Source organism: Litchfieldia salsa, assembly GCF_900104555.1.
GTDB lineage: Bacteria > Bacillota > Bacilli > Bacillales > Bacillaceae_L > Litchfieldia > Litchfieldia salsa.
Map to the genome: position 1 here is coordinate 1 of NZ_FNJU01000002.1, position 12945 is coordinate 12945.

Genomic DNA, 12945 nt, shown 5'->3' on the forward strand with positions numbered 1-12945 from the left:
CAACAGGCATAAGACGAGCCGGCTTGAAGGTTGCTTTTTAACCTTCCAGACGGATTGACTTATGACCCCGAGCCGATGGCACCTGGAGCTAGACACCAAAAATCGAGTTCAAAATTTTTCACAATAGAAAACCCCACCTTTAGTCAGAAACATAAAGGTGGGGTTTTTACTTAATTACATAAATTCTGCTACTAATTTATTAAACTTTTCCTCGCTCAATTCAAGATCTGAATGAACTAGTGGTGTTTCACTGTAGCCATATACGAGTTCTTGATAAGACTTTTGTTCTTTATTCTGATAAATCAAGCCTGTTACAAGCCCATTATGCTCCATTAGCGTTTGCATTGCTTGCATACGGTTATTTGGATCATAATTCTCAACATCACTTAATTTCGTTAGGTTTTCTTTAAACCAATCATATGTGTTTACCTTATTATAAGTAACACAAGGACTGAAGACATTGATTAAAGAGAACCCTTTATGATTGATTCCAGCTTCAATAAGAGCTGTTAAATCCTTTAGGTCTGTAGAGAAACTTTGAGCAACAAATGTTGCACCAGCTGTTAAAGCCATTTCCATTACAGATAAAGAAGCCTCTATTGATCCCTGTGGAGTACTCTTTGTTTTGAACCCTACATCGCTTCGCGGAGAAGTTTGTCCTTTTGTTAAGCCATAGATTTGGTTATCCATAACAATATAGGTAATATCAATATTACGTCTAATCGCATGAATTGTATGACCCATACCAATTGCAAATCCGTCCCCATCTCCACCAGATGCGATAACAGTTAGGTCACGGTTCGCCATTTTCACACCTTGAGCAATCGGTAGTGATCTTCCATGAATTCCATGGAAACCGTATGAGTTAATATAACCAGATATACGTCCAGAACAACCAATTCCTGAAACAACAGCTAAATTATCAGGCTCTAACCCTACATTTGCAGCTGCACGCTGAATTGCGGCTTGTACAGAGAAATCACCACATCCAGGACACCAGTTTGGCTTCACATTATTACGAAAGTCTTTAAATGTTGCCATCTTTAGAACAACTCCTTACACTTTGTGTGAATTTCATGAGGTATGAACGGATTACCATCGTATTTTAAAAGATTGATAATCTTTTCCGCATGACCTACATTCATTTTCATTATGTTAGCGAGCTGACCTGTAGCGTTATTTTCAACAACTACCACCTTTTTTGCTGATTGCATGAGTGGTAAAAGTTCATTTGTCGGGAATGGATGCAATAATCGAATATGTGCGTGGTTGGCTTTTATACCATCCTGCTCTAATCTTGTCATTGCTTCCTCAATTGTTCCACGAGTAGAATTAAAACCTACAATTAATACATCAGCTTCTTCGTATTTCGCATTCTTGTGAACCGGTGTATCAAATTTAATATTATCAAGCTTTCTTAAACGTTTATCCATCTGTGCATTACGATTTGATGCACTCTCAGAAGGCTTACCTGATTCATCATGTTCAACACCAGTTACATGGTAGATTCCATTTTTCGTACCTGGAACAATACGAGTTGAAACACCATCTTCAGTTACTTCAAAACGCTTAAAGTAATCTTTATTTGGGTTGTCTGGCAATTCAGGATTTAAATCTAACTTACCTCTTCGAATTTCAATCTTGCTATAATCCAATGGTTCTACAGTCTGTTTTCCAAGTGAAAGCTGTAGATCTGTTAAAAGGATTACAGGACATTGGAATTCCTCTGCAATATTAAATGCTTCAACTGCATCATAAAATGCTTCTTGAACAGTACTTGGTGCCATAACCACTTTTGGAATTTCACCGTGTGTACCATAGATCATAGCCATCAAATCGGATTGCTCCTGTTTCGTAGGTAAACCTGTACTTGGGCCCCCACGTTGAGTATCGACAATGACAAGTGGAGTTTCAGTAATACCAGAAAGACCAATTGCCTCCATCATTAATGAAAGTCCCGGACCAGCAGATGCAGTCAATGTTCTAACTCCCGCATAATTACCACCGATTGCCATTGTACAGGCAGCAATTTCGTCCTCTGTTTGAATAACAGTTCCACCAAATTCAGGTAACTTTTTAATTAAGTATTCCATAATTTCTGATGCAGGTGTAATAGGATATGCTGGCATAAAACGTGCGCCACCAGCTAAAGCACCCATTGCGATTGCATCATTACCAATCATGAACATACGTTTTTTTCCATCTGCTTTTTCAAGTTGCATCGTTTGAATAGTTTCGCCAAGTTGGTTCTTTAAATAGTCTGCTCCACTTTTAATGGCTTCCATATTTTTGTCAACAACTTGCTGACCTTTGCGGCCAAAAATCTCTTTAACTACTTCTAAGTATACATTGATATCTAAATCTAATAACGCGCTAGAAGCACCTACAGCAACCATGTTTTTCATTAAAGATGTTCCAAGGTCACTGGCGATTTCTGTAAATGGAACCGCATACAAGCTTGCTTTTGAATCGTCTGATATTGAAGGATTGAATTTAGAATCCGCGATGACTACTCCGCCTTCACGTAATTCATGAGAATTAACATCAATTGTTTCTTGGTCAAAAGCTACTAAAATATCAAGGTCGTCTGATATTGAACGAACCTGTGTTGTACTTACTCGAATCTTATTGTTCGTATGTCCACCTTTAATACGTGATGAGAAATGACGGTAACCGTATAAATAATAGCCTAACCGATTAAGTGCAATGGAAAAAATTTCCCCTGTACTTTCAATTCCTTCCCCTTGTTGTCCTCCAACTTTCCATGAAAGTTGATTGATCATGACTTACACCCCTTTGGAATACGTTCATTGTATGGTTTATGTTTTCTACGTATTAAGTGTAGCACTTTTTCAACTAAATCTCTAGAAATTAATCTGAGTAAACTGATGTGTATACTTAAACATCACTTTGCATTGAAATATCTTAAAAGTGATTTGTTGAAGATGTACTAAACGCTTTCAATTCTAGACCTAAAAAGTGAAAAAAGCAACCCTTATCCATCATTTTATGACACTTTCATGAATATTTTTTTGTTTTTTTTGATTTTTATAACTAATTTATTTTTTTATTATTTATAAATACAGCTTTAACAAAAAAAAGTACCAGGTTGTCCTTGTTTGACAACTCGATACTTAAAGATTTAATGGTTGAACCAACAGAAAATATAGTGGTTAAGCAATCATCATTTATCGTGGTTCTACAATAAGCTTTATAGCTGTTCTTTCTTCACCATCGATGAGAATATCCGTAAACGCAGGAATACAAATTAGGTCGACTCCACTGGGTGCTACGAATCCTCTTGCAATCGCTACTGCTTTTACTGCTTGATTCAATGCACCTGCTCCAATCGCTTGGATCTCGGCGTTCCCTCTTTCACGTAACACACCAGCAAGTGCACCAGCTACAGAGTTAGGATTAGATTTTGCTGAAACTTTTAATATTTCCATTCCTAATTTCCTCCTTGTTTTCTACAGTATATAGTGAGTTTGTTGTTATTAGAACCCTAAAAAGTTTAATGATTCCACTCATACTATATTCACTAGGTGTTGGGTGTATTCCTGCTTGTTCCAAATATTTTCCTAAAAATTCAAAATCATTTTCGTTGTTTAATCAAAGAAAGGATTATCATCATTGATTAGGATTCTCTTTATTGAAGTTGCATGACCATTTTTATTATCTATATCGATTATTACACCATTTAGTTGGGCTCTTCCTTCGACAACATCGAACCTGACAGGAAGAGATGTAATAAATCTTTTTAGAACAGCTTCTGGATTCACACCTAAAATACCATCATATGGGCCTGTCATCCCTACATCAGTTATATACGCTGTCCCCTCATCTAATATTCGATTATCCGCCGTTTGTACATGTGTATGGGTTCCTACAACTGCTGAGACACGTCCATTTAAATACCAACCCATTGCTTGCTTTTCGCTTGTCGCTTCAGCATGAAAATCAACAAAGATGAATTGAGTTCTCTTTTTTGCTTCTTCGATGAGTTTGTCTGCTTTCTTAAAAGGGCAATCTATAGGTGATAAAAAGGTTCTTCCTTGTAAGTTAATAATTGCTAGTTCCATCCCATTTTGCTTACAAAACATCATTCCTTGACCTGGTGTTTCCTCGGGGAAGTTCGCTGGCCTTACCATATATTTTGCATCATCAATAAATTCAAAGATTTCCTTCTTATCCCATGTATGGTTTCCAAGTGTTACAGCTTGTGCTCCACTTTCTAAAAACTGTCTATATATTTTTTCGGTGATTCCTTTACCGCTTGCCGCGTTCTCACCGTTAATTATTGTAAAATGTGGCTGATACTTGGCTTTAAGTTTTGGCAAGTACTCTGACACCATATCACGCCCTGGAGAACCTACTACATCTCCTATAAATAGTATTTTCATAAAAAAGCTCCTTTTTAATTTTCTATGCTATAGTTTTACATACTTTTGGTTAATAGGCAATTGTTAGTAACATATGTAAGATTCAATATTTACACAAAAAAAAGGGGGTCATAATGACCACCTTTTATTTTGCATATTCAACAGCTCGCGTTTCACGGATAACTGTTACCTTTATGTGCCCTGGATAGTCGAGTTCTTCCTCTATACGTTTTCGAATATCACGAGCTAAGCGATGTGCTTCTAGATCATCAATCGCATCTGGCTTAACTAATATTCTGACTTCACGTCCAGCCTGAATAGCAAAAGATTTTTCTACGCCTTCATACGACTCAGAAATCTCTTCTAGCTTCTCTAAGCGACGAATATAATTTTCTAAGGTTTCACTTCTTGCACCAGGTCTTGCGGCAGACAAGGCATCTGCTGCAGCCACTAGAACAGCAATGATTGATGTAGGTTCGAAGTCTCCATGATGGGAGGCAATACTATTGATAACAACCGGGTGCTCTTTATATTTTGTTGCGAGCTCAACACCAATTTCAACATGACTACCTTCAACTTCATGGTCTATCGCTTTACCTATATCATGGAGAAGGCCAGCTCGGCGGGCTAATGTTACATCTTCTCCTAGTTCAGCAGCCATTAATCCAGCTAAGAATGCTACTTCTGTTGAATGTTTTAGAACGTTTTGTCCATAACTAGTTCTGAATTTTAATCGTCCTAAGATTTTAATTAAATCTGGATGAAGACCATGTACACCAACTTCAAAAGTTGTTTGTTCACCGACTTCACGGATATACTCATCTACTTCACGTCTTGCTTTTTCAACCATTTCCTCAATACGTGCCGGATGGATACGTCCATCTTGTACAAGCTTATCTAGAGCTATTCTAGCTGTTTCTCGTCTTATTGGATCAAATCCTGAAAGAATTACTGCTTCTGGTGTATCATCGATAATTAAATCAATCCCTGTTAACGTTTCGAGTGTTCGAATATTACGCCCTTCTCTTCCTATAATTCGACCTTTCATCTCATCATTAGGTAAGTTAACAACAGAAACGGTTGTTTCTGCGACATGATCTGCCGCACATCTTTGTATTGCAAGTGAAAGTATTTCCTTCGCCTTTTTATCAGCTTCTTCCTTTGCACGACTTTCAGCATCTTTAACCATATAAGCAACATCATGAGCAAGTTCGTTTTCAACACGCTCAATAATGATTTGTCTCGCTTGTTCACGAGTAAGGCTAGATATTCGTTCTAGTTCAGCCTGTTGCTTGTGTACCATCTCGTCCACTTTGCTTTCCATCTCTTCAATATGCTGTTGTTTTTCGTTAAGAGAATTCTCTCTCTTTTCCAACATGGATTCACGTTTGTCTAGAGTTTCATCTTTACGATCAAGATTCTCTTCTTTTTGCATTAATCGATTTTCTTGTTTTTGGAGTTCGCTTCTGCGATCACGAATGTCTCGTTCTGCCTCTGTACGAAATTTGTGAATTTCATCCTTTGCCTCTAATAATGCTTCTTTCTTTAGTGAATCTGCTTCACGATTTGCATCATCAATGATCTGTTCTGCAGCACCTTTGGCACCAGCAATCTTAGTTTCTGCAATGGATTTACGAACAAAAAAGCCAACAACTGCACCGACGATTAGGCCAAGCAGAGTGGAGATGATTCCTGTAATAATGGTTTCCATCATGTCACCTCCTCTTGCTATGAACTTTTTCTTGCTAGATCAAAATGTCGGCATGTACATTGTTACATCAGTTTCAACATACAGCACAAAGGCTTGTTTAGCGAATAGAAGATGTTATTATGTCTTCTATACGGCAATGGTTTTCGGTACTACCTTCTTATTAGGGAAAAAATTACCGAGATTTCTTTTTACGTTTTAATTCTAACAAAATGTAAAATATACATACTAATTGTAAATGTGTGAAAATTTATTGTCAAGGCCTGTCGCATCCGCTGTTACTTTTATTTGGAAATTAATACATGATAATGAGTTTTATCTAGTATTTTCCCTAAGAAAAGTCGAAGCTGATGGAGCTAGACATCAAAGCTAAGCTACTATTTTTAAAAGGCTGTTTTCGTATAAATTGATGCTTTTAAAGCCGCAGGCTGAATACACTCCGCGTCCGGCGGGTGACCAGTGAGCCCGCAGGAGTCTACGTGTCATCCTGCTTGTATCTACCATTTCAATACTTTATGTCTAAAACAACAAAATTTGCGAAAAGAGCTTTTTAAAAAAAGAGACACGAAAAATCGTGTCTCTTTTGAAATATCAGTCTAGTAAATTTAATTCATCTTGTCCTTCATCAACTGGCTCTGCAACATCTTGATCAAGACCGTGATGTTTGCGGATTTGTTCTTGAATTTCTTTTCTAAGAACAGGATTCTCTTTTAAGAATTGTTTAGCATTTTCACGCCCTTGACCTAAACGCTCTTCATTGTATGAGTACCATGAGCCACTCTTTTGAACGATATCTAAGTCAGAACCAATATCAATGATTTCACCTTCTCTTGATATTCCTTCACCATACATAATGTCCACTTCAGCCACTCTAAACGGAGGAGCAACTTTGTTCTTAACGACTTTAATTTTAGTTTTATTACCAACAATATCGTTTCCTTGCTTAAGCTGTTCCGCACGACGAACTTCCAAACGTACTGATGAGTAGAATTTCAGTGCACGACCACCAGGTGTTGTTTCTGGGTTCCCGAACATAACTCCAACTTTTTCACGAATTTGGTTAATAAAGATTGCGATCGTTTTCGATTTGTTAATCGCACCTGAAAGCTTACGTAGGGCTTGAGACATTAAACGAGCTTGTAATCCAACATGTGAATCACCCATCTCCCCTTCAATTTCAGCCTTTGGCACTAATGCAGCAACTGAGTCAATAACAAGAATATCTACAGCACCACTTCGAACAAGTGCTTCTGCAATTTCAAGAGCTTGCTCTCCTGTGTCAGGCTGTGATAAAAGTAATTCATCTATATTAACTCCAAGCTTTTGTGCATAAACTGGGTCCAATGCATGTTCTGCATCAATAAATGCAGCTTGTCCGCCGTTTTGTTGTACTTCAGCAATCGCATGTAGTGCTACAGTTGTTTTACCAGAGCTTTCTGGGCCATAGATCTCGACCACTCGACCTCTAGGATAACCACCGACTCCTAATGCAACATCCAGTGCTAGTGATCCACTTGGAGATGTTGAGATTTTACGGTCAGTTTGTTCTCCTAGCTTCATGATAGAACCTTTACCAAACTGCTTTTCTATTTGTTTTAAAGCCATTTCTAAGGCTGCTTGACGATCGCTCACTTTATTTCCTCCCTTTTTCTTTGAAACTATTAATACTATAACTTGTTTCGTCTCATTTGCCAAGTAAAAAGTCGAACACTCATTCGTTTTTTTGACCACCAGTTTATGGTTAAATCCAAAGTTTATTCCTTCAAAATTTAATAATAACTGATTACTAGTAGTTAAAAATGATATTTTTAACATTGTCCCAGCTAATGTGAAAGGGACAGAGTTTTATTAGCATCTGTCCCTTCCTCATTAATTTAGTTCTCTTTGAATATAATAGAAGCCGTACTTGACAGAGCGGGATCTAATTCCAGATCTAGTTCCTGCTAATTTTAATGAGAATACTTTAGTTGGCAAATCTTTAATAGCAAGTCCAATATAAACAGTCCCTACAGATTTACCCTCACTCTCATCAGGCCCTGCAACTCCAGTAAAGCTTATCCCAATATCAGAGCCAACAATACTCTTTACATTTTCCGCAAGTGATTTTGCACAGGCCTCGCTAACAGCTCCATCTGTCTCAAGTATTTTTTTGTTTACTTGTAGAACTTTTTCTTTTACTTCGTTAGAATAGCAAACAATTGATCCTGAAAACACTTTAGAAGCGCCCGCTATATTTGTTAGTTCTTGTGAAAATTGACCACCTGTTAGGCTTTCCGCACTTGCAATAGTCAACTTCTTTTCAATCATTATCTTCATTGCTTCCTCGACAAGTGATGAATCCTCATAGCCGTATAGGAATTCTCCAACACGATCCGTAATCTTCTCTTCTAACTGATCCAAAAGTACCTTCGTATGTTCCAATGACTTATGCTTCGCTGTTAATCTTAAAGTCACCTCACCATCTGAAGCTAAAGGTGCGATAGTTGGATTTGTTTGCTGATCAATTAAATCTACGATTTCCGTTTCTAGACTTGACTCACCAATTCCAAAGAACCGAAGGACACGAGAATCGATATGTTCAATTTCTCCAAGCTGCTTTAAAAGATAATCCTGTCCATATGAAATAAACATAGGGTTCATTTCTTTCGGCGGACCAGGAAGTAGCATATAGGTAATGTCATCAACTTGAATTCCCATACCTGGTGCCATTCCATAATCATTTTGAAGTACTGTTGATCCTTCTAAAATTAATGCTTGTTTTTTATTATTTTCTGTCATTACACGGTCCACTTGTTTAAAATATTGTTCAATCCCCTGTAATGCATAATCATCACTAACTAGTCTTTTGTCTAAGAGGTTTGCAATTGTTTCTTTTGTTAAGTCATCTTTTGTTGGGCCTAATCCACCAGTAAAAATGATTAATTCCGATCGCTGTTGAGCAACCTTAATGGCTTGAGTTAAACGATTTGGATTATCACCAACCACTGTATGGTAATAAACATTTACCCCTATTTCTGCAAGCTTCTTTGACAGGAATTGAGCATTGCTATTTACAATCTGTCCAAGAAGCAGTTCAGATCCTACCGCAATAATTTCAGCATTCATAAGTTGCACCTCCCCAGTCGTGCTTTTCTGCTATTTGTGATCTATAAACACATCTTTATTTTTTGCAAAATAATCCCAACCAGATACAACTGTAAAAATAACTGCTATCCAAAGTGCGATTATATCGAAAGGAATAGATAGAAAAGCAAAAGGGAAATTATGAAGAAGCAGGACGGAAATCGCTACTACTTGTGCCCACATCTTAATTTTGCCTAACATTTTCGCAGCTGACACTTCACCTCGTTCTGCAATCAAAAGGCGTAATCCTGTAACAGCAAATTCCCTCGTAATGATAACTATAACCATCCATGCAGGAACAGAACCTAATTCAACAAGAACGATTAGTGCTGCTGAAACTAAAAGTTTGTCGGCTAAAGGATCTAAAAATTTCCCAAGATTAGTCACTAAGTTATATTTGCGCGCAATATAACCATCGACCCAATCAGTTGCAGATGCAAATATAAAGATAATGGCACCGATAAGGTGGGCTAAGGGTATTTGCATCGATGCAATATTTACATCACCCCATGAAAATAAATCGAGCATGACGATGATAAATATAGGAATTAAAAAGATTCTAGCAACCGTTATTTTATTTGGTAAATTCAATTTTACAACCCCCGCGAATACTTGTCTTGAGTTTATTTATATATGTGATAATACACGTAAAAATGAAAAAAAGCCATAAATAGCTATGACTTTTTCTTCATTTATTCTTGTGTAGGAGTAAAAAGGATTGTAATACTTTGCTTTACTTCATCTTTGGGTTCTATTGGATATTTGAATGGCTCACCATTAATCGCTAAAGATGTATCTAATGTTCTTCCAACATTGAATATAACCTGTGACTCATTCGTGAAATCGAATGTTTGAGTTTGTCCGTCTCTCATCATATCATAGTAGAAGCTATTCCCTAGTTGATTTTTAATATCTAACCATGTCTCTCCCCCACTACTAACCGAAACATCAACAGTAAACTTATCTGTGTTCTCTAATTTATAAGTTGCAGCACTTCCTGAAGACTCAACTAAAGAAAGAGTATAAGCTGGAGCTTGATCTACCTTGTCTTCCTCTGTCACTTCTTCTACTTGCTCTGTGTCTTCTTCAGGTGCCTCATCATTTGTCCCCTCATTTGTATCTACTGCGGTTTCGTCAGGAGGTATTTTGTCCGTTTCTTGATACTCTGACTCTTCTCTAGTTGCTAGCTCAGTTTCTTCAGGGGTTTGTGCTACATCATATTTTTGAAATAACCACCATGCTGTAAAAAGGCCACCTACAATGAATAATGACACTAGTAAAACTGGAACCATCTCAAGAATCTTTGAACCTCTTGCAGATATTTGTCTCTTGCTGCGAACCCTTGATAACTGATCTGGAAGTTGTTCATTCGTTGTAGTTGGAATTTCACTCTTATATTCTTCAAAAAGTTCTTCAGGATTTAGGTTTACTGCCTCAGCGTATTGCTTAATGAATGCCCGAACATAAAACTTTCCAGGCATTACTGAGTAGTTACCTTCCTCAATTCCTACTAAGTAACGTTTTTGAATTTTTGTGATTCGTTGTAAGTCCTCTAAACTAAGCTTTTGACTCTCTCTTGTTTCTTTTAACCGTTGCCCTAGTTCCGTCAAATATTAACACCTACCAATACTAAAAATCGAATCCTGAAAAATCTGACCCTGAAAAAAGCTGTTGATCATCTATTAATTCGTATGTGATTTCTTCACCGGGATTATTACGAAGTTCAATAATATAGTCAAAATCCTCTAGCGTATATTCAGAGTTCCTTACAAATACATCTGGATGCTCCACCACTTTTACAGCTGGTAATCTCATGATTTCCCTTACCAATTGCCAATGTTTTTCCGAGGCTCTTTTTGTGGAAACAATTCCATCAATAATAAACAAATTATCTTCATTATATTCATCCTCGATCAGTTGACTTCTAATTGTTTGTTTCAAAAGTGTGGAAGAGACAAATAACCAACGTTTATTTGCACACACGCTTGCTGCAACAACAGATTCGGTTTTACCTACCCTTGGCATTCCTCTAATACCGATGAGCTTATGTCCTTCTTGCTTATAGATTTCAGCCATAAAGTCAACCAATAATCCTAATTCATCACGAACAAACCTAAATGTTTTCTTATCATCCGCATCCCTTTGAATATATCGACCATGCCTTACCGCAAGACGATCTCTTACCTTAGGCTCCCTAATCTTTGTAACAGTTATGTTATCCATTGTATTTAAAATTGATTCAAGTCTTTCAATTTGTTCATTGTTATCACAAAGCAATAATAAACCACGCCTCATATCATCTACACCATTAATTGTAACAATATTGATGGACAACATTCCTAATAACGATGAAATATCACCAAGTAATCCTGGACGGTTTTTATGTATTTCGTATTCTAAGTACCATTCTTTTTTTCCCATAATTTAACCATCCCCTTACTAAGAATAGACAAGAACCTCCAATAATTTACCTATATTTCTATAATAAAACATTTTAAAAGGTAATGAAAGGGTGAAGGGGTATTTAACGTAAAAAAAAGAGAGGGATTACCTCTCCTACTAACTTTAAATTTAGTTCAGGGTATGAAAAGAGGAAAATCCTCCTTACATTCCATTCCCTTCATCTTTAACTAATTTAACCATCATATTTGCAATAGCGTGCTGTTCCTCTTCAGAAGCCACATGCCAAAGGTCTGCAAGTACTTTTTCTTGAGCATTTTTCGGCTCAACTTGAGTAGAAAGGTATTCCCCTAATTGATAAGCTAAATCAGAGATTACGTTTTGATCCATTCCTTCTTTTTGAGCTTGATGCAAACGATCACCTAAAAAATCTTTCCATTGTTCAAAATTATCTAAGACAGACATAAAATGACCCTCCTTTTTTGATAATACAGTGTATAGTTTGCCAAACTCGCTCTAAATTATACTTGTTTTAAATGTGGCATTTTTATTACATTTAACAGTACCAACCACCATTTACTGATATAACTTGACCTGTTATATATGAAGCTTTATCTGAAACGAGAAACCCTACCGATTCAGCAATCTCTTCAGGTCGACCTAGTCTTCCCATTGGAATCTCCTCTTTCAGTGCGTTTTTTTCTTCGCTTGAGAACATATTTAGCATTGATGTGTCAATGGCTCCTGGTGCAATTGCATTTACACGAATTCCGCTTAAAGACACCTCTTTGGCTAAAGCCTTGACAAATGTATTTTGACTTCCTTTAACCATCGAATATAGAACCTCACAAGATGCACCAGTTATTCCCCAAATGGAAGTAATCATGATGATGTTTCCATTTTTGTTTGCAATCATATTGGGTAATAAGCTTTTTATTAAAATAAAAGGACTCGTTGAATGCAAGGTAATCATTCTGTTCACATCGTCATTGGACATATCATTTACAAGTCCAAAAAAACTATTACCCGCATTATTTACAATCGTCGTAATAGGATGTGATATTTGTTCAAGTAGTTGTGACACTCCTTGAATTTTTGATAAATCTGCTTGTACAATATGTATTGATTGATTTTCAGTTTGACAGCTGGCTTCAAACACCTTCAAATCATCCACGTTTGTATGGTAATGGAGATATAAAGAATATCCTTGATTATATAATGTTCTTGCAATACTTATTCCAATTCCACCACTTGCACCTGTAATTAATGCGTACTTTTCCATTGATACATCCATCCTTTATCTTAAAACAAAATAATTGACCTCCTCGAGTA

At 36.9% G+C, this 12945-nt stretch carries 12 protein-coding genes; all 12 read right to left on the bottom strand.

What is annotated here, in order from left to right:
* Nucleotides 1-174: 174 nt before the first annotated feature.
* The 12 genes from BLQ56_RS03825 to ymfI all read right to left on the bottom strand — a co-directional run bounded on the left by BLQ56_RS03825 (nucleotide 175) and on the right by ymfI (nucleotide 12895).
* Nucleotides 175-1041, bottom strand: a complete 867-nt coding sequence (locus BLQ56_RS03825; RefSeq protein WP_090850133.1) for a 2-oxoacid:ferredoxin oxidoreductase subunit beta — start codon at nucleotides 1039-1041, stop codon at nucleotides 175-177.
* A 2-nt stretch (nucleotides 1042-1043) separates the two neighbouring features.
* Nucleotides 1044-2783: a 2-oxoacid:acceptor oxidoreductase subunit alpha gene (locus BLQ56_RS03830; RefSeq protein WP_090850135.1), complete on the bottom strand. Its 1740-nt coding sequence runs from the start codon at nucleotides 2781-2783 to the stop codon at nucleotides 1044-1046.
* A gap of 405 nt (nucleotides 2784-3188) precedes the next feature.
* Complete coding sequence (spoVS, locus tag BLQ56_RS03835) at nucleotides 3189-3449, bottom strand: stage V sporulation protein SpoVS (protein WP_009330666.1); 261 nt, start codon at nucleotides 3447-3449, stop codon at nucleotides 3189-3191.
* 159 nt (nucleotides 3450-3608) lie between these two features.
* Complete coding sequence (locus BLQ56_RS03840) at nucleotides 3609-4403, bottom strand: TIGR00282 family metallophosphoesterase (RefSeq protein WP_090850137.1); 795 nt, start codon at nucleotides 4401-4403, stop codon at nucleotides 3609-3611.
* A gap of 124 nt (nucleotides 4404-4527) precedes the next feature.
* The gene (gene rny / locus BLQ56_RS03845) at nucleotides 4528-6093 is read right to left on the bottom strand and encodes a ribonuclease Y (RefSeq protein WP_090850140.1); all 1566 of its coding nucleotides are present in this window, start codon (nucleotides 6091-6093) and stop codon (nucleotides 4528-4530) included.
* Nucleotides 6094-6681: 588 nt separating this feature from the next.
* A complete protein-coding gene (recA, locus tag BLQ56_RS03850) occupies nucleotides 6682-7722 on the bottom strand; it encodes a recombinase RecA (RefSeq protein ID WP_090850142.1) in 1041 nt (346 codons plus the stop codon).
* Between the two features lie 237 nt (nucleotides 7723-7959).
* Nucleotides 7960-9195: a competence/damage-inducible protein A gene (locus BLQ56_RS03855; RefSeq protein WP_090850144.1), complete on the bottom strand. Its 1236-nt coding sequence runs from the start codon at nucleotides 9193-9195 to the stop codon at nucleotides 7960-7962.
* 30 nt (nucleotides 9196-9225) lie between these two features.
* Complete coding sequence (pgsA, locus tag BLQ56_RS03860; RefSeq protein ID WP_090850146.1) at nucleotides 9226-9804, bottom strand: CDP-diacylglycerol--glycerol-3-phosphate 3-phosphatidyltransferase; 579 nt, start codon at nucleotides 9802-9804, stop codon at nucleotides 9226-9228.
* Nucleotides 9805-9905: 101 nt separating this feature from the next.
* On the bottom strand, nucleotides 9906-10823 hold the full coding sequence (locus tag BLQ56_RS03865; RefSeq protein WP_090850148.1) for a helix-turn-helix domain-containing protein: 918 nt from the start codon (nucleotides 10821-10823) through the stop codon (nucleotides 9906-9908).
* 19 nt (nucleotides 10824-10842) lie between these two features.
* Nucleotides 10843-11634, bottom strand: coding sequence for a DUF3388 domain-containing protein (locus BLQ56_RS03870; RefSeq protein ID WP_090850150.1), 792 nt, complete (start codon nucleotides 11632-11634; stop codon nucleotides 10843-10845).
* Between the two features lie 183 nt (nucleotides 11635-11817).
* The gene (locus BLQ56_RS03875; RefSeq protein ID WP_090850152.1) at nucleotides 11818-12078 is read right to left on the bottom strand and encodes a DUF3243 domain-containing protein; all 261 of its coding nucleotides are present in this window, start codon (nucleotides 12076-12078) and stop codon (nucleotides 11818-11820) included.
* Between the two features lie 91 nt (nucleotides 12079-12169).
* A complete protein-coding gene (gene ymfI / locus BLQ56_RS03880; RefSeq protein WP_090851265.1) occupies nucleotides 12170-12895 on the bottom strand; it encodes an elongation factor P 5-aminopentanone reductase in 726 nt (241 codons plus the stop codon).
* Nucleotides 12896-12945: the final 50 nt, after the last annotated feature.

Excerpts from the sequence above, each read along its gene's own strand:
- BLQ56_RS03825 (WP_090850133.1), bottom strand. The coding sequence starts at position 1,041 with ATGGCAACATTTAAAGACTTTCGTAATAATGTGAAGCCAAACTGGTGT.
- BLQ56_RS03830 (WP_090850135.1), bottom strand. The coding sequence starts at position 2,783 with ATGATCAATCAACTTTCATGGAAAGTTGGAGGACAACAAGGGGAAGGA.
- spoVS (WP_009330666.1), bottom strand. The coding sequence starts at position 3,449 with ATGGAAATATTAAAAGTTTCAGCAAAATCTAATCCTAACTCTGTAGCT.
- BLQ56_RS03840 (WP_090850137.1), bottom strand. The coding sequence starts at position 4,403 with ATGAAAATACTATTTATAGGAGATGTAGTAGGTTCTCCAGGGCGTGAT.
- rny (WP_090850140.1), bottom strand. The coding sequence starts at position 6,093 with ATGGAAACCATTATTACAGGAATCATCTCCACTCTGCTTGGCCTAATC.
- BLQ56_RS03855 (WP_090850144.1), bottom strand. The coding sequence starts at position 9,195 with ATGAATGCTGAAATTATTGCGGTAGGATCTGAACTGCTTCTTGGACAG.
- BLQ56_RS03870 (WP_090850150.1), bottom strand. The coding sequence starts at position 11,634 with ATGGGAAAAAAAGAATGGTACTTAGAATACGAAATACATAAAAACCGT.
- BLQ56_RS03875 (WP_090850152.1), bottom strand. The coding sequence starts at position 12,078 with ATGTCTGTCTTAGATAATTTTGAACAATGGAAAGATTTTTTAGGTGAT.
- ymfI (WP_090851265.1), bottom strand. The coding sequence starts at position 12,895 with ATGGAAAAGTACGCATTAATTACAGGTGCAAGTGGTGGAATTGGAATA.